This window comes from Dietzia sp. Alg238-R159 (genome assembly GCF_900537145.1).
Lineage (GTDB): Bacteria > Actinomycetota > Actinomycetes > Mycobacteriales > Mycobacteriaceae > Dietzia > Dietzia kunjamensis.
The window spans coordinates 619489-636231 of record NZ_UNRI01000002.1 but is presented as its reverse complement, the minus strand read 5'-3'; the positions used below and the strand labels follow the sequence as shown (position 1 = coordinate 636231).

Below are 16743 nucleotides of genomic sequence, written 5' to 3'. Positions count from 1 at the left end.
GGCCGCTCAGCCGAGGTCCCAGCGGATCGGCTGGGCGAGCTCGGAGTGGAACCGCTTCTCGAGGTACGTGGTGTGCTCGTCGATGTGCACGGACATCAGCCGGGAGGCGGTGTCCGCGTCGCGATCGGCGATCGCGGCGTAGATGTCCCCGTGGATGTCGCAGGTCAGTTCGCGCTGGCGCTTCGGGTAGCTGATCCCCATCGAGGCGCCGGCGATGAGGCCCGTCAGCGCGTCGAAGAGATACCCGAAGAGGGCGTTGCCGGAGCTCCAGGCGATGAGTTCGTGAAACAGCTCGGAGTGGGCCGAGAAGGCCGCCGGGTCGCCCAGTCGGTCCCGGGTCTGACGCAGGTTCTCCGCGAGTCGTTCCAGACCGGCGTCGTCGATCCGCGTGGTGGCCAGCCGCGCGATACCCGGCTCGAGGGCCGCGCGGGCCTCCATGATCGTCGAGAACGGGGCGTTCTCGAACTGCAGGAGCAGGCTCAGGCTGGCGGCGAGGGTGCCGCCGTCGGGCTGCTGCACGACCGGGCCGCCGCCCGGGCCGGGCTTGAGCATGATGACGCCCTGGAGCTCCAGGTAGCGCAGCGATTCCCGGAGGGTGCCGCGCCCGACCCCGTACTCCTCCAACATGAGGTGCTCGGGGGGCAGCCGGTCGCCGACGGTGTTCCCGCGGCGGGAGATGTCCTCGACGATCTGCTGGGCGACGAGCAGGGCCGTCTTCTTGGGCCTGCCGACCCCCGGGCGACCGCCGCCGCTGCCTGAACTCATGACAACCATCATCCCCGTCTCCCGGCTCAGGGCATGAGCACGGTGTAGGTCCAGTCCAGGTCGGGCGCGTCGCCGTCCTGCCGGTGCGCGGTCACGAGCGACCGGAGGTCGAGCGCCGTGCCACCGCCTGCCACCTCCACCGCAGCGCCCACCACGACGTCACTGCTCAGGGTGTCGCCCTCGCGGACCGGGCCGACGTGATCGCACGAGTGCCACCCGAGCACCGTGAGCATGGACGGCAGGGCGCGCGTGGCCTGCGAGAGCGCGAGTCCGATGGTGTGGCCGCCGTAGACCAACCGACCGGAGCCCGAGGCGCGGCCGTCGTGATGGGTCTCAGCGATGTTCATGGTCAGTCGCGCCAGCTCCGGCGCGTCGGACACCACGTCGGCGCCGGCGCGCAGGACGGTGCCGGCCGCGGGGATCGGCGAGAGTCCGCGCGGGAGCGCGGCTCGGTAGGCGTCGAGGTCCCAGCCCTGCGGCGTCGCCCACGGCTGCCGGTGGTCCCCGCCGATGGCCGACAGGTCGTCGTCGTGGACGCAGGACCCGGGATCGACACCCGGCGACAGCGGCAGCATCGCGCAGCGGTGGAAGTCCAGGACGGTCCGGCGGTCCTGGTCGGTGGTGGTGATCCGGAGTGCGGCCAGCCCGGTGGCCGCGCGGCCGGGTCTGGGGGAGTTGGTCCTGAGACCGACCACCTCGGTCCGCGTCGAGAGGGTGTCACCGATCCGGGGAGCCGTGAGTAGGCGCAGGCCCCGATAGAACAGGTTGGCCTTGACCCGGTGGGTCACCACGGTGGACTGACCGATCGCGATGTCGGTCACCAGCCCGGGGTGCGCCACCGCGGCGCCGGTGACCGCGTGGGCCAGGTGGCGGTCCAGGGGCAGGCGCAGGCGGTCACCGAGGACGGCCTGATGCGCGGCCGCCAGCCCGTCGGTCAGGGTGACCGCCGGGGCCGTGTCGACGACCTGTCCCACCTCGAGCTGGTCGAAGTAGGGGCCGCCGATCTCCACGACGGGCCCCTGCGGGGAGGGGTTCCCGGTCATCGCGGCCTCCTTCCGGCGCGGGTGGCGTGCGTCGCGCGGCAGCGCGCCCGACGGCTGACCGTTCACACTCTACACAAAACCATGCGCATCATTATTGACTATTGGGCGGTGCGTTGCGACGATGAGGTCCGGAGCCCGCCTGACCGGCGGATCGAAGTGACGACGACGACGAGGTGTTCTGCGTGCCGGACCTGAACGATGACGAGGCCTACCTCGTCGCGACCGTGCGTCGGTTCATCGATCGCGAGGTCAAGCCGTCCGTGCGCGAGATGGAACACGCGAACGAGTACCCCGAACGCTGGATCGAGCAGATGAAGGCGATCGGCATCTACGGCCTGGCGGTGCCCGAGGAATTCGGGGGGACGCCGGTCTCGATGCCGTGCTACGTCCGCATCACCGAGGAACTCGCCCGCGGGTGGATGTCACTCGCCGGCGCCATGGGCGGGCACACCGTGGTCGCCACACTGCTCGCCGAGTTCGGCACCGAGGAGCAGAAAGCCACCTACCTTCCCCGGTTGGCGACCGGTGAGATCCGGGCCACCATGGCGCTGACGGAGCCCGGCGGGGGATCCGATCTCCAGGCGATGACCACCACCGCCACGACTCAGGGCGAGGAGCTCGTGATCACGGGCACCAAGACGTGGATCTCCAACGCGCGACGCTCCGGCCTCATCGCTCTGCTGTGCAAGACCGACCCGTCCGCGACGCCCAGACACCAGGGCATCTCTATCGTCCTGGTCGAGCACGGTCCCGGACTGACGGTCTCCGAGGACCTGTCCAAACTCGGGTACAAGGGAGTCGAGACGTGCGAACTCGCCTTCGACGGGTACCGCACCCCCGCCTCCCGAATCCTCGGAGCAGAACCGGGTAGGGGCTTCGCGCAGATGATGAAGGGCCTGGAGACCGGCCGGATCCAGGTGGCCAGCCGCGCGCTGGGCGTCGCGGCCGCGGCGCTCGAGGACTCCCTCGCGTACGCGCAGCAACGCGAATCCTTCGGACAACCCATCTGGAAGCACCAGGCCGTCGGGCATCACCTGGCCGACATGGCCACCAAGCTCACCGCCGCCCGCCAGCTCACCCTGTTCGCCGCCGAGAAGGCCGACGCCGGCGAGCGCTGCGACATGGAGGCGGGGATGGCCAAGCTCTTCGCCTCCGAGGTGGGGATGGAGATCGCGCTCGACGCCGTCCGGATCCACGGCGGCTACGGGTACTCCACGGAGTACGACATCGAGCGGTACTTCCGCGACGCCCCGCTCATGATCGTGGGCGAGGGGACCAACGAGATCCAGCGCAACGTCATCGCATCGCAACTGGTGGCACGTGGCGGGTTGGAATGAGGAGAGGACTGTCATGAAGGTGTTCGAGGGGCTGGAGCAGCTCGAGGCCGAGCTCGGCCGGCATGTCGGGTACAGCGACTGGATGGAGATCACCCAGGAGCGCATCGACGCGTTCGCGGAGGCCACCGGGGACCACCAGTGGATCCACGTCGACCCGGCGCGGGCGGCCGAGGGACCGTACGGCCGCACCATCGCGCACGGGTACCTCACCCTGTCGCTGTTGCCGGTGCTCGGCGCCGAGGTCATGGAGATCCGGGGCTTCGCCATGATGATCAACTACGGGGTGGACAAGGTGCGGTTCCCCGCCCCGGTACCGGTCGGGTCACGGATCCGTGCGGGGATCGAGTTGACGTCGCTCCAGCGGAAGTCGTCGGGGGTGCAACTCAACAGTCTGGTGACCGTCGAGGTCGAGGGCTCCGACCGGCCGGCGGTCGTGGCCGAGACCGTGCGGATGATGGTCGAGTGAGGCGACAGGCGCCGGGGCCCGGATCCAGGATGGCCGAGGCGCTGGCCGACGTGGTGATCTGTGAACCCGTGCGGACCGCGGTGGGCCGCCGGGGCGGTGTCCTGGCGCCACTGCAGGCCGCCGACCTCGCCGCGGTCGCGATAGCCGGACTCGTCGACCGCACCGGCCTCGGAACGACGGACATCGACGACGTGATCCTGGGCCAGTGCTACCCCAACGGTGAGGCGCCCGCGATCGGGCGGGTGGCGGCACTCGATGCCGGGCTCGACATCAGCACGCCGGGGATCCAGATCGACCGCCGCTGCGGATCGGGACTTCAGGCCGTGCTCAACGCGGCGATGCAGGTCGCCGTCGGCGTGAGCGAGGTGGTGATCGCCGGTGGCGCGGAGTCGATGTCGAACAGTGAGTTCTACTCCCTGGGTCTGCGCGGCGGGGTCCGCAGCGACCGGGTCGAGTTCATCGACCGCATCGCTCGTGGCCGGGTGACCTCCGGCGGCCGCGACCACCCGGTGGCGGGCGGCATGCTCGAGACCGCCGAGAACCTCCGCGCGGAGTACTCCATCTCCCGGACGGAGCAGGACGAACTGGCGGCCGAGAGCCAGCGGCGCGCGATCGCCGCCCAGGACTCGGGGGTGTTCGACGAGGAGATCGTGCCGGTGCAGGTCCCTCAGCGGAAGGGAGAGCTCGTCGTCGTCGACACCGACGAACACCCCCGGCGAGGCGTCACGGCCGAGTCCCTCGCCGCACTGCGCCCCGTCCGCCTCCGCGTCGACCCCGGCGCGACGGTGACGGCCGGCAACGCGTCGGGGGAGAACGACGGCGCGGCGGTGTGCGTGGTGACCACCCGCGGTCGCGCCGAGGAGCTGGGGCTGCGCGCCTACGTCCGACCGCTCGGTTGGGCGGTGGCCGGCGTCCACCCCGCGCGGATGGGCATCGGCCCCGTTCCCGCGACGGCCCGGTTACTCCGGCAACTCGACCTGCGGCTGGCGGACTTCGACCTCATCGAACTCAACGAGGCGTTCGCCGCGCAGGTGCTCGCGTGCCTGCGGGAATGGGAGTCGGACCACGGGTTCACCGCCGCCGATCGCGAGCGGCTCAACGTCCACGGTTCCGGGATCTCGCTCGGGCATCCCGTCGGGGCCACCGGTACGCGCATCCTCACCACCATGGCGCGCGAACTGGCGCGCCGGGAGGGCCGGCTCGCCCTGGAGACGATGTGCCTCGGCGGTGGGCAGGGGCTGGCGGCGGCCTTCGAGCGGGTGGCGTGACGGGTCACCTGATATTTCACCCAGACTTAACTACAGGGATGTGATTCGGGCGTAGCGTCATCGGCAACGGTCGGTGGGGAAGCCGACCGTCGGGAGGTCCCAGCCGATGATCGTCTGTCTCGATCGGGAGGGGGCCGGCACCCGGCCCCGTCACCACCAGGTGACCTGGGCCGGCCGGTCCAACCCAACACGCTCGCGGGTGCCGCGGGCGAGGAGCGCGCCGTGACCGACACCGTACGTACCTACGTCCTCGACACCTCGGTTCTGCTGTCCGACCCGTGGGCCGTCACCCGCTTCGCCGAGCACCGCGTGGTGCTCCCCATCGCGGTCATCAGCGAGCTGGAGGGCAAACGCAATCATCCCGAGCTGGGCTACTTCGCGCGGGAGGCCCTCCGGCTGCTCGAGGACCTGCGGCTGCGGCACGGGCGCCTCGACGGCGACATCACCGTCACCGACGTCGGCGGCACCCTGCGGGTCGAGCTCAACCACACCGACCAGGCGGTGCTGCCGTCCGGATTCCGTGACACCGGCAACGACTCCCGGATCCTGGCGTGTGCGCTCAATCTGCGGGCCGAGGGCGCCGACACCGTGCTCGTGTCCAAGGACGTCCCCCTGCGGGTCAAGGCGGGTTCGGTGGGCCTGCCGGCCGACGAGTACCACGCCCAGGACGTCGTGCTGACCGGGTACAGCGGGGTCGCCGACCTGCCGGCCACCCAGGACCTCGTCGACACCCTGTTCTCGGAGGGCCGCGCGTCGGGCTTCGCAGCCCGGGCCGCGGGACTGGAGAGCGGGACCCCGGTGCACTGCGGCGTCCGCGTCCAGACCGAGTCGTCGTCGGCTCTGGCGCGCGTCGCCGACGACGGCGGGCTCCGGCTGGTCCGCGGCGACGTCGAGGTCTTCGGCCTGCGCGGCCGCTCGGCCGAGCAGCGCATCGCGATCGACTGCCTGTTGGACGAATCGATCGGGATCGTCTCCCTGGGCGGCCGCGCGGGCACCGGCAAATCGGCGCTGGCCCTGTGCGCGGGCCTCGAGTCGGTGCTGGAGCGGCGTCGTCACCGCAAGATCGTCGTGTTCCGCCCGCTGTACGCCGTGGGCGGGCAGGAACTGGGGTACCTGCCCGGCAGCGAGTCGGAGAAGATGTCGCCGTGGTCCCAGGCCGTGTTCGACACCCTCGAGGGACTGGTCAGCGAGAACGTCATCGACGAGGTCATGGACCGGGACATCCTCGAGGTGCTGCCGCTGACCCATATCCGCGGCAGGAGCCTGCACGACTCGTTCGTGATCGTCGACGAGGCGCAGTCGCTCGAGCGGAACGTGCTGCTCACCGTGCTCTCGCGGCTGGGGACCGGGTCGCGGGTCGTCCTCACCCACGACGTGGCCCAGCGGGACAACCTCCGTGTCGGTCGGCACGACGGCATCCAGGCCGTGGTGGAGAAGCTCAAGGGGCACCCACTGTTCGCCCACGTCACCCTCAACCGCTCGGAGCGTTCCGCCATCGCCGAACTCGTCACCACGATGCTGGAGGAATTCCACCCCGAGGGAGCTTCCGGGGAGCTGCGACGCATCCACGCCGCCTGACTGCAGGCTCCGGCGACCGTGGGATGATGCGGGTCCGGGCGAGCGAGCCCGGGCCCGCATCAAGCATGCCGTATCGGAGGTCTCCCATGTCCCGACGCTCGTCACCGGCGCCCGCGCTCTGGTTGATCACCGCCTGCATCCTGGGGCTGGCCGCGTGTGGCGAGCAGACCCCGGGCGGGATGCCGGCCGAGGCGCAGTCCCAGACCGCTACGGACCAGGGCGCTGCGGACCAGGTCGGTGCGGGCCAGACCGGTGCGGGCCAGACCGGCGCGGACCCGGGCGCGGCCGCTCCCGCCGCGGGGGCCGATGCGGACGACCCGATCGTGGTGAAGATCGGCGAGGAGGAGTTCCTCACGAACATGGCCATTTATCGCCGATATGACGACGCCAAGGAGACCCCGCTCGCGCTCGGGGCCCCGGTCGCCCCGGCAGAGGCGCTCGAGGGTGGCAAGAAGCAGGACTTCGCCGACGGGGCCATCTTCTGGTCACCGCAGACCGGTGCGCGGATCGTCCGCGGGCAGATCCTCGCCACCTACCGCGACAACGGCGGACCCGCCGGTCGGTTGGGGTGGCCGGTGAGCGACGAGATCGCCGAGGGCGAGGTCATCTACTCGGACTTCCAACGCGGACAGATCCGCCTCGAGGACCAGGCCATCCGGGTGGTCGAGCACTCCGGCTGACCCCGGAACGCGACGCGCCGCGGGCCGGGCGCGCCGAGCCCGGGCCGCGGCGCACATCGCGGTGCGCACTCATGGCGAGACCGTCGGGTCAGCGCTCGCGGTCGAGGCCCGTCATCCCCAGGACGTCGAGGCGCCGGTCGAGCTCGGACTCGGACAGTGGATCGGGGACGAAGCCGAGCGCGATGACGGCCTCGCGGATGGTGATCCCCTCGGCGAGGGCGTGCTTAGCGACCCGGGCGGCCTCCTCGTAGCCGATCGCCGAGTTCAGCGGCGTGACGATCGAGGGGGAGGACTCGGCGAGCCGCCGCATGCGATCGGTGTCCGGCTCGATCCCGTCGATGCAGCGCTCGGCGAACAGCGTGGACGAGTTCGCGAGGATCCGGACCGACTCGAGCACGTTGCGCGCCATCACCGGGATCGCGGTGTTGAGCTCGAAGGCACCGCTGGCCCCGGCCCACGCCACGGCCGCGTCGTTCCCCACGACCTGGGCGGCGACCTGCGCGACCGTCTCACACAGCACCGGGTTGACCTTGCCGGGCATGATCGACGACCCCGGCTGCAGGTCCGGAAGGTGGATCTCCGACAGCCCGGTCATGGGGCCCGACCCCATCCACCGGATGTCGTTCGCGATCTTGGTGAGCGAGACGGCGACGGAACGCAGGGCCCCGGACAGCTCGACAAGGCCGTCGCGGGCGGCTTGGGCCTCGAACGGATCCGCCGCCAGACGGAGCTCCTCCAGACCGGTGAGGGAGCGCAGCTCCTCGACCACAGCGGAGCCGAAGCCGTCGGGGGCGTTGAGGCCCGTGCCGGCGGCGGTTCCACCGATCGGCAACTCGCCGACACGGGGCAACGTCCCGCAGACGCGCTCGACCCCGGCGCGGATCTGCCGGGCGTATCCGGCGAACTCCTGTCCGAGCGTCACCGGCACGGCGTCCATCAGGTGGGTGCGCCCGGGCTTGACCACCTCGCGCCACTGACCGGCCTTGGTCTCGAAGGACTCGGCGAGGGTGTTCAGCGCGGGCACGAGATCGGCGATCACGACCTCCGTGGCCGCGACGTGGGTCGCCGTCGGGAAGGTGTCATTGGACGACTGTGACATGTTCACGTCGTCGTTGGGGTGCACGGTGACGCCCTCTGCCGCGCAGAGCGAGGCGATGACCTCGTTGGTGTTCATGTTGGAACTCGTGCCCGAGCCGGTCTGGAACACGTCGACGGGGAAGTGCTCGTCCAGTTCACCCTCGGCGATGCGGCCGGCTGCGGCGACGATCACGTCGACCTTGTCCCGGTCGAGCAGTCCCAGCCGACCGTTGACCGTCGCACAGGCGGACTTGAGCAGACCGAGCGCGCGGATCTGCGCTCGTTCGAGCCCGCTGCCCGAGACGGGGAAGTTCTCGACGGCACGCTGGGTCTGTGCCCGCCAGAGAGCGTCGACGGGGACCCGGACCTCGCCCATCGTGTCGTGTTCGATACGGAATTCAGTTTGATCGGCCATACCGGTCAGACTAGGCGCGCCCGCCGCACCGTGCAGGAGGACGGAAGCGGCGGGCGCGGGGTGCCGGGAGGGATCAGTTGCCGCCGGCGGCCTGGCCGTAGTTGACGGCGGAGAACTCGCGGAGCTTCTCCATCTTGTGGCGCCCCTCGACGTGGCGGACGGTGCCCGACTTGGACCGCATCACCAACGAGCGGGTGACGGCGCCGTTGGCGCGGTAGCTCACACCGCGGACCATGTCGCCGTTGGTGATGCCGGTGGCGGCGAAGAAGCAGTTGTCGCCCTTGACCAGATCGTCCGTGCCGAGGATCGCGTCGACGTCGAGTCCGGCGTCGACCGCCTTCTGGCGCTCCGCCTCGTCCTGCGGCCACAGCTGGCCCTGGATCTCGCCGCCCATGCACTTCAGCGCGCACGCGGTGATGATCCCCTCCGGGGTACCGCCGATGCCCATGAGCATGTCCACCGAACTGTCGTCGGAGGCCGCCGCCACACCGCCGGCGACGTCGCCGTCCATGATGAGCCGGACCTTGGCGCCCGCGGCCCGGATCTCGGCGATGAGCTCGGCGTGGCGCGGCCGGTCGAGCACGCACACCGTCATGTCCCCGACGTCGATGTTCTTGGCCTCCGCGACCGAGCGGATGTTCCACTCGGTGGACTTGGCGAGGTCGATCCTGCCCACGGCGTCCGGGCCCACGGCGATCTTGCGCATGTAGAACACGGCCGACGGATCGAACATCGACCCGCGCTCGGCGACGGCGATCACCGCGATCGAGTTGGGCCGACCCTCCGCCATGAGCCGCGTGCCGTCGATCGGGTCCACGGCCACGTCGACGGCCGGCCCCTCGCCGGTGCCGACCTTCTCACCGTTGTAGAGCATGGGCGCCTCGTCCTTCTCGCCCTCACCGATCACCACGACGCCATCCATGTCGACGGTCGAGATGAGCTCGCGCATCGCGTCCACCGCGGCACCGTCGCCACCGTTCTTGTCGCCACGACCGACCCACCGCCCGGCGGCCAGGGCGGCGGCCTCGGTCACACGGACCAGCTCCATTGCGAGGTTTCGATCGGGACGCTTGGTGGGTGACATAGGTGGTCTGGCTCCTCGTGAACGCTGGCTGGGGTTGTGGGTGGCACGGGCGCGACGGGGTCGCGCACGGCCGCGGTGGGGTGTCGGCGCCCATTGTTCCACCTCGGCCACCCCGCCGGGGGCCACGCGCCGGACTCTCCCCGGGTGGGTGGGATACTCGCAGGCGTGGCCGAGGCGAAACCGAGAATCCTGCAGGGCAACCGCGACATGTTCTGGTCGGTGGTGGTGCTCATGGTGATCTGCGGCGTCTTCGCCGGAGTGGCCGGACTGTGCACTTTCAGCCCGTCCGGCCCGCAGCAGGGACAGATCCCCGACTTCGACGCGCGGGCCTCGCTGGAACAGGACGCCCGGAGCCTGGACTTCCCGATCCGCTCGCCCGAGGTCCCGGAGGGGTGGACCCCCAACTCCGGCCGTGTCCAGGGCTTCGCCGGGACCACCTCCAGCCACGTCGGCTGGGTGACGGGCGAGCGCAGCTACATCGAACTCGTCCAGTCCGACGCCCCCGAGGACGCGTTCCGGTCACTCGGCGGTGGGCCGCGGCCCAGCCGGACCATGGTGCCCGTCTCCGGGCGCGAGTGGGCCGTCCTCACCGGGGACGACGTCCGGCCGGTGTGGGTGCTCGACCTCGAGGACGTCCGGGTGGCCGTCACCGGCTCCGCGCCGACGTCCGACTTCGAGGCACTCGCCGCCGCCGTTCAGGACGTCGAGCCGCTGCCCGCGCCGTAGACGCCCGGCGTGCCGTGCCCGCGGTGATCGCACCGGGGCGGCGGTAGGCGTTCGCGCCCGGCCGGGCGACGGGATCACCCCCGGCCGGAGTCGCCCTCGTCGTCGTCACCCAGGACGGCGTCGATGCGCGCACGCGCGCCGTCGAGGTGTTCGGTGCACCGCTCGGCGAGTTCCTCGCCCCGCTCCCACAACGCCAGTGAGGCGTCCAGATCCTGACCGCCGGCCTCGAGGATGCGGACCACCTCGATCAACTCGTCGCGGGCCTGCTCGTATCCCAGCTCGGAGACGGGGGTCTGCTCGTCGGACATCAGGACTGCTCCTCGGTCGGTTCGGTGGAAGGGGTGGGGCGGCCGGCGGCGGGTGTCGACCCGAGTGCCGCCGCGGAGATGGAGCCGTCGGAGACGCGGATCCGCAGCTGCGATCCGGGTGGGGCGTCGGCGATCGACGAGACCACCCGGCCGTCGTGACTCCCGGCGACGGACTGCACCACGGCATAGCCACGGGCCAGGGTGGCGGCGGGCCCGAGCGTGGTGAGACGCGCCGACAGGTGGCCCAGCGACGTGGACTCCGAGTCGATGATCCGGGTGATGTCGCGTCGGGCCGCGCGCAGTGCCTCGGCGACGATCTCCGCCCGCGACTCGACGATCCCGTACGGGTTCGCCATGCACGGCCGCGACCGCACGGCCGCCAGCTGGTTGCGCTCCCGGTCCACCCAACCGCGCAGCGCCCGGGCGGTACGGGACCGGGCCTCGGCGATACGACGACGCTCCTCGATCACGTCGGGCACGACCCGCTTGGCCGCATCGGTCGGGGTGGCCGCCCGCAGGTCGGCGACGAGATCCGACAACGGCGAGTCGGGCTCGTGGCCGATCGCGGAGACCACCGGGGTGCGGCACCGCGAGATCGCGCGGATGAGAGCCTCGTCGGAGAAGGGGAGCAGGTCCTCGACCGACCCGCCGCCGCGGGCGAGGATGATGACGTCGACGACGGGGTCGGCGTCGAGCTCGGCCAGCGCGTCCAGGATCTGGGGCACAGCCGACACCCCCTGCACCGGGGTGTTGCGCACGGCGAAACGCACGTCCGGCCAGCGGCCGCGGGCCACCTCCACGACGTCGCGTTCGGCGGCGCTCGCCCGACCGGTGATCAGGCCGACGCACGTGGGCAGGAACGGCAGGGGCCGCTTGAGTCGGGGATCGAACAGCCCCTCCGCCGACAGCGCCTGCTTGAGCCGCTCGATGCGGGCGAGGAGCTCGCCCACGCCCACCGGGCGGATCTCCGAAACCTGCAGGGAGAACGACCCGCGGCCCGTGTAGAAGCGGGGCGTCCCCCGCACGACCACCCGGCTGCCCTCGGTGACCGGCACCGGCGACTCCGAGATGAGCCTGGGCGGACACGTGAGCGTCAGCGAGTTGTCGACGGAGGGGTCACGCAGGGTGAGGAACGCGGTGCGAGTGCCGGGGCGCAGGCTCAGCTGGGTGATCTGACCCTCGACCCACACCGCCCCGAGCCGGTGGATCCACGCCGCTATCTGGTCCGAGACCACCCGGACCGGCCACGGCTGCTCGGCGCTGCTCGGCGTGCGCGGGGACGAGGCCGTCACGCGTCGCGGGGGGCGACGCGGCCGGTCGGCACGTCGGGGTCGTCGTCCCGGTCGCGGGCGGCTCTCGAGGACGACCCGTAGACCCGGTAGGACACGTCCAAGACCTCGTCGGGGTCGGCCTCGTCCTCGTCGAACGTCGCCCACTCCGGCTGGTCGGACCGCGCCGGGAACACCGAGGCGAGCACCTTGTCGCCCTTGACGGCCAGGTCCGTGAGGGTCTGACCGGCGTGGAGATAGGACTGGACCAGGCCGCCGGCGACCCGCACGGGGATCGCGGGCAGCGTGGTGACCGCCTCGACCGCACGGCCGGGCAGGGCCACGACACGCTCCGCCGCGGTGGCAGCGAGACCGATCGAGGCACGGGTCAGGAACAGGGGTCGGAGCATGCGGACCTCTCTGCCGGGGGGCGTGAAGGGAGGCGTAATGGTCGAAATCCAGTATGAACCGTACCCTGGGGACATGACCGAGCAGACCGACATGATCGCCGAACCGGCAACCAAGCGGGTACTTCTCGCGGAACCGCGCGGCTACTGTGCCGGCGTCGACCGAGCCGTCGAGACGGTCGAGAAAGCCCTGGCCAAGCACGGGGCGCCGCTGTACGTCCGTAAGGAGATCGTCCACAACAAGCACGTGGTCGAGTCGTTCACCGACCAGGGCGTGATCTTCGTCGACGAGACCGACGAGGTCCCGCACGGGGCGAACCTGGTGTTCTCCGCGCACGGCGTCTCGCCCGCCGTCCGGGAGAGCGCTCTCCAGCTCGAACTCAAGACGTTCGACGCCACCTGCCCCCTGGTGACCAAGGTCCACACCGAGGTCAAGCGCTTCGCGCGCGAGGGTTACCTCATCCTGCTGGTGGGCCACGAGGGCCACGAGGAGGTCGAGGGGACCGCCGGTGAGGCGCCCGACGTGGTGACGCTGGTCGACGGCCCCGAGTCCGTGGACGCGCTGGACATCCCCGTGGACACCGAGAAGCTGATCTGGCTCTCGCAGACCACGCTCAGCGTGGACGAGACCATGGAGACGGTGCGCCGCCTCAAGCAGAAGTACCCCACGCTCATCGACCCGCCGTCCGACGACATCTGCTACGCCACGCAGAACCGTCAGGTCGCGGTCAAGACCATGGCCCCGCAGTGCGACCTGGTGATCGTGGTGGGGTCACAGAACTCGTCCAACTCCGTGCGACTGGTGGAGGTCGCGCTGCAGGCGGGAGCCCGCGACGCGCACCTGGTGGACTACGCCAAGGAGATCGACACGTCCTGGTTCGAGGGCGTCACCACCGTCGGCGTGACCTCGGGCGCGTCCGTGCCGGAGATCCTCGTCCGCGGAGTGGTGGACCTGCTCGCCGACCACGGCTTCGGTGACGTCTCCACCGTCCGGACGGCGCAGGAGACCATCACGTTCTCGCTGCCCCGCGAACTGCGGGTTCCCAAGAAGGTCTGATACGCGCCCCCGCCCGACGGTAGGTGGCGGGGAGGACGCGGTAGCCGTCAGCGCCCCGTCGCACCCCGCCTCAACGGCGGGCGTGTGCCGGGGCGCTGCGCTGGATGGGCGGCGCCGCGGGGCGGGCGACCCGCGGCCGCGGCTCCAGCACCAGAGCACGGATCAGGGCGATCGCCACCACCACGACGGTCGTGGTGATCATCAGAGGGAAGCGGGTCGCCAGCGGCAGGATGATCGACACGAGCTGGGACCGCGAGAAGACGTCCGCGCCCGAACCGACCCCGGAGACGACGTAGACCAGCGGGACCAGCAGGGCCATGATGATCGGTGGCTGCACCCCCGCGACGAACACCGAGCGCCGCGCGACCGCGAGCACGGACACCACGCAGCCGAGGAAGAACGCGACCGTGAAGCCCGCGCCGAGGTCCCCGGAAACCGAGTCGATGGCCACGCCGGTCAGCGAGATCGCCACCGCCAGGAGGACCGCGGTCCAGGCAGGCAGCCCCCGCGTCGAGGACAGCACGGACCGCTCGTCCGCGGGTACCCGTCCACTCCTGCGTCTAGTCACGGGAGAAGACTCTAACCTCCCAGTCGGCGGGCGAGGAAACGGCCGAACCGCCGTAGCGGGTTGGGCTTCTCCGCCTCCTGCTCCTGCGGGGACGGGCGGTAGCCGTCGACCGCCTTCGGATCGACGGGGCCCGCCGCCGGCGGGGGTTCATCCGACAACCCCGGGGCGGCGGTGGTGGAGCCGCCGCCCACCTCGTCGTCGTCGGCCTCCACGGTGACCCCTGCGCCCGCACTGGTGGGGACCGGGCGCCGGGGCCCGGCGATGTCGGGGCGCTCGTCGATCATCCCGGCCATGATCGCGGTACTGCTCTTGCGCAGAGGTGCGAAGCGCGAGCTCGACAGCTCGGCGAGCCACGCGGTCAGACGTCCCTCGTCTGTCGCCGACGCCAGATCCGACGCGGTCACATCACCGGTACGCAGATCGATCTGCTCGTTGATGTAGCGCAGCGCGACCGCCAGTACCGCGAGGAGCGGGACGGCCAGGAACGCGCCGATGATGCCGAACAGCGTGCTACCCGCGGCCACGCCGAGCAGGATGACCCCCGGGTGCAGGTTCATCGCGCGCGACTGGACGATCGGCTGGAGAACGTTGCCCTCGAGCTGCTGCACCAGAATGATCACGACCAGGACGATGATCGCGGTCGTGAAGCCGTTGGCGACCAGGGCGATGAGGACTGCGAGCGCACCCGCGGTGAAGGCGCCGACGATGGGGATGAACCCGGCGATGAACGTGATGACGGCCAACGCCCACGCCAGCGGTACGCCCAGGATCACCAGAGCCAGACCGATGAGCACCGCGTCGACGAACGACACGATCGCCTGGGCGCGGATGTAGCCGCCGAGGGTGTTCCAGGCGCGGGTCAGGACCTCGGTCAGGTGACGGCCGGCGGTGCGCCCGGAGATGCGGCGGACGAACGGGAGGAACCTCGGCCCGTCCTTGATGAAGAAGAACGTCAGGACCAGAACCAGCACGAGGGTGATCACGAAGGACCCCACCGCGCTGACACCGCTGAACACACCCGAGGCGATCTGGTCACCGCGGTCCTGCAGGGTGGAGCTGAGCTGCTCGAGGACCCCGTCGAGCTGCTCGTCCCGGATGTTCAGCGGCGGTCCGCGCAACCAGTCCTGGACCTGGGTGATCGCCTCCGAGGTCTGGTCGGCGAGCTGCACGCTCTGCTCGACGATCGACGGGGCGATGAGGGCGACCACGCCCGAGACGAGGCCGAGTGACGCGATGATGGACAACAGCGAGGCCAGCGTCTTGGGGACCCTGTGCCGCACCATCCACCCCGTCGGCGGCCACAGCACCGTGGAGACGATGAGCGCCAACAGGATCGGGAGGATGCCGACCCACAGGGCGCCACCGATCCTCGATACCAACCAGCCCGCGACGAGAAGGATGGCCAGTCGCAGGGCCCAGTCGGTGACCCAGCGCCCGCCCAGTCCGATGAGGACGGAACGGTCGACGTGCTGCTCCTGGTCCTCGACGGGGGGACGCGGTTTCGGCTCGTCGGTCATGGGTCACATGATGTCAGAGGTCACGGTGGTGTGCTCCCTGACGAGGCGCCCGACGGCCGCGGGGGAGGAGCCGGGGTGCTGTCCGTAGACTGTGCCCTCGTGAGCCTCACCCTCGGAATCGTCGGACTGCCCAACGTCGGTAAGTCGACCCTGTTCAACGCCCTGACGAACAACGACGTCCTCGCGGCGAACTACCCGTTCGCCACCATCGAGCCCAACGTCGGCGTGGTCGATCTGCCGGACCCACGCCTGAACCGACTCGCGGAGATCTTCGGCTCCGAGCGGATCCTGCCCGCCGTCGTGTCGTTCGTCGACATCGCGGGCATCGTCAAGGGCGCCAGCACCGGTGAGGGGATGGGCAACAAGTTCCTCGCCAACATCCGTGAGGCCGACGCGATCTGCCAGGTCGTCCGCGTCTTCGACGACCCGGACGTCATCCACGTCGACGGCAAGGTCGACCCGATGGCCGACATCGAGGTGATCGCCACCGAGCTGATCCTGGCCGACCTGGAGACCATCGAGAAGGCGATCCCGCGGCTCGAGAAGGACTCGCGCAAGGACAAGTCCCTCGTGGCGTTGCTGGACGAGGTCCGCAAGGCGCAGGCCTTGCTCGAGGACGGTCGGACCCTGTTCAAGGCGCAGGACGAGGTCGACCGCGGGCTGCTGCGTGACCTGCACCTGATGACCGCCAAGCCGTTCCTCTACGTGTTCAACGCCGACGAGTCAGTGCTGACCAGCGAGTCGCGTCAGGCCGAACTCCGCGCCGCGGTCGCCCCCGCCGACGCGGTCTTCCTCGATGCGAAGGTCGAGGCCGAGCTGCTCGAACTGGACGAGGACGACGCCATGGAGCTGCTGGAGTCGATCGGCCAGCACGAGCCGGGCCTGAACTCGCTCGCCCGCGCCGGGTTCCACACCCTGGGCCTGCAGACCTACCTCACCGCCGGCCCCAAGGAGTCGCGCGCCTGGACAATCCGCAAGGGCGACACCGCCCCCAAGGCCGCCGGCGTGATCCACACGGACTTCGAGAAGGGCTTCATCAAGGCCGAAATCGTCTCCTTTGCCGACCTCGACGCCGCCGGGTCGATGGCCGCAGCCAAGGCCGCCGGCAAGGTGCGCATGGAGGGCAAGGACTACGTGATGGCCGACGGCGACGTGGTGGAGTTCCGGTTCAACGTGTGA

Annotated in this window: 17 protein-coding genes; 8 read left to right on the top strand and 9 right to left on the bottom strand. The window is 70.6% G+C overall.

Annotation, left to right across the window (positions count from 1 at the left end; all coding sequences use genetic code 11):
* Positions 1-6 precede the first annotated feature (6 nt).
* Together G6R20_RS07735 and G6R20_RS07730 are read right to left on the bottom strand one after the other, a co-directional pair.
* Entirely contained in the window at positions 7-765 is a 759-nt protein-coding gene (locus G6R20_RS07735) for an FCD domain-containing protein (protein WP_163375982.1), read from the bottom strand.
* A 26-nt stretch (positions 766-791) separates the two neighbouring features.
* Positions 792-1808 carry a MaoC family dehydratase gene (locus G6R20_RS07730; RefSeq protein ID WP_163375981.1) on the bottom strand — a complete coding sequence of 339 codons (1017 nt, stop codon included), beginning with the start codon at positions 1806-1808 and terminating at the stop codon, positions 792-794.
* 182 nt (positions 1809-1990) lie between these two features.
* Between G6R20_RS07730 and G6R20_RS07725 the strand changes: the two genes are divergently transcribed.
* The 5 genes from G6R20_RS07725 (at position 1991) to G6R20_RS07705 (ending at position 7137) form a co-directional block, all read left to right on the top strand.
* Positions 1991-3145: an acyl-CoA dehydrogenase family protein gene (locus tag G6R20_RS07725; RefSeq protein WP_069390329.1), complete on the top strand. Its 1155-nt coding sequence runs from the start codon at positions 1991-1993 to the stop codon at positions 3143-3145.
* A 13-nt stretch (positions 3146-3158) separates the two neighbouring features.
* Positions 3159-3611, top strand: a complete 453-nt coding sequence (locus G6R20_RS07720; protein WP_069390320.1) for a MaoC family dehydratase — start codon at positions 3159-3161, stop codon at positions 3609-3611.
* Between the two features lie 29 nt (positions 3612-3640).
* Entirely contained in the window at positions 3641-4879 is a 1239-nt protein-coding gene (locus G6R20_RS07715; protein ID WP_119191742.1) for an acetyl-CoA C-acetyltransferase, read from the top strand.
* Positions 4880-5101: 222 nt separating this feature from the next.
* The gene (locus G6R20_RS07710) at positions 5102-6457 is read left to right on the top strand and encodes a PhoH family protein (protein WP_163375980.1); all 1356 of its coding nucleotides are present in this window, start codon (positions 5102-5104) and stop codon (positions 6455-6457) included.
* A gap of 86 nt (positions 6458-6543) precedes the next feature.
* Positions 6544-7137, top strand: a complete 594-nt coding sequence (locus tag G6R20_RS07705) for a hypothetical protein (RefSeq protein ID WP_163375979.1) — start codon at positions 6544-6546, stop codon at positions 7135-7137.
* 88 nt (positions 7138-7225) lie between these two features.
* On the opposite strand, the gene G6R20_RS07700 is transcribed toward G6R20_RS07705, so the two are convergent.
* Positions 7226-8629, bottom strand: a complete 1404-nt coding sequence (locus tag G6R20_RS07700; protein WP_163375978.1) for a class II fumarate hydratase — start codon at positions 8627-8629, stop codon at positions 7226-7228.
* Positions 8630-8702: 73 nt separating this feature from the next.
* Complete coding sequence (glpX, locus tag G6R20_RS07695; RefSeq protein ID WP_069390316.1) at positions 8703-9713, bottom strand: class II fructose-bisphosphatase; 1011 nt, start codon at positions 9711-9713, stop codon at positions 8703-8705.
* Positions 9714-9878: 165 nt separating this feature from the next.
* Between glpX and G6R20_RS07690 the strand changes: the two genes are divergently transcribed.
* Complete coding sequence (locus G6R20_RS07690) at positions 9879-10439, top strand: DUF4245 domain-containing protein (protein ID WP_119191745.1); 561 nt, start codon at positions 9879-9881, stop codon at positions 10437-10439.
* A gap of 74 nt (positions 10440-10513) precedes the next feature.
* Here the strand turns inward: G6R20_RS07690 and G6R20_RS07685 are convergent, their stop codons facing one another.
* From G6R20_RS07685 to G6R20_RS07675, 3 genes are read right to left on the bottom strand one after another with little or no spacing between them, the layout of a single operon-like run.
* Entirely contained in the window at positions 10514-10747 is a 234-nt protein-coding gene (locus G6R20_RS07685) for an exodeoxyribonuclease VII small subunit (protein WP_067715599.1), read from the bottom strand.
* Complete coding sequence (gene xseA / locus G6R20_RS07680; RefSeq protein WP_069390313.1) at positions 10747-12039, bottom strand: exodeoxyribonuclease VII large subunit; 1293 nt, start codon at positions 12037-12039, stop codon at positions 10747-10749. Before xseA ends, G6R20_RS07685 begins: the two co-directional genes overlap by 1 nt.
* Complete coding sequence (locus tag G6R20_RS07675) at positions 12036-12425, bottom strand: hypothetical protein (protein WP_067715593.1); 390 nt, start codon at positions 12423-12425, stop codon at positions 12036-12038. Before G6R20_RS07675 ends, xseA begins: the two co-directional genes overlap by 4 nt.
* A 73-nt stretch (positions 12426-12498) precedes the next feature.
* Between G6R20_RS07675 and G6R20_RS07670 the strand changes: the two genes are divergently transcribed.
* Positions 12499-13479: a 4-hydroxy-3-methylbut-2-enyl diphosphate reductase gene (locus G6R20_RS07670; RefSeq protein ID WP_069390312.1), complete on the top strand. Its 981-nt coding sequence runs from the start codon at positions 12499-12501 to the stop codon at positions 13477-13479.
* A gap of 70 nt (positions 13480-13549) precedes the next feature.
* Here G6R20_RS07670 and G6R20_RS07665 read toward each other — a convergent pair whose 3' ends face one another.
* Together G6R20_RS07665 and G6R20_RS07660 are read right to left on the bottom strand one after the other, a co-directional pair.
* Positions 13550-14047 carry a DUF6542 domain-containing protein gene (locus G6R20_RS07665; RefSeq protein WP_181694249.1) on the bottom strand — a complete coding sequence of 166 codons (498 nt, stop codon included), beginning with the start codon at positions 14045-14047 and terminating at the stop codon, positions 13550-13552.
* Between the two features lie 11 nt (positions 14048-14058).
* The gene (locus tag G6R20_RS07660) at positions 14059-15564 is read right to left on the bottom strand and encodes an AI-2E family transporter (RefSeq protein WP_067715587.1); all 1506 of its coding nucleotides are present in this window, start codon (positions 15562-15564) and stop codon (positions 14059-14061) included.
* 99 nt (positions 15565-15663) lie between these two features.
* Here G6R20_RS07660 and ychF point away from each other — a divergent pair, with 99 nt between their 5' ends.
* Entirely contained in the window at positions 15664-16743 is a 1080-nt protein-coding gene (ychF, locus tag G6R20_RS07655) for a redox-regulated ATPase YchF (protein ID WP_119191793.1), read from the top strand.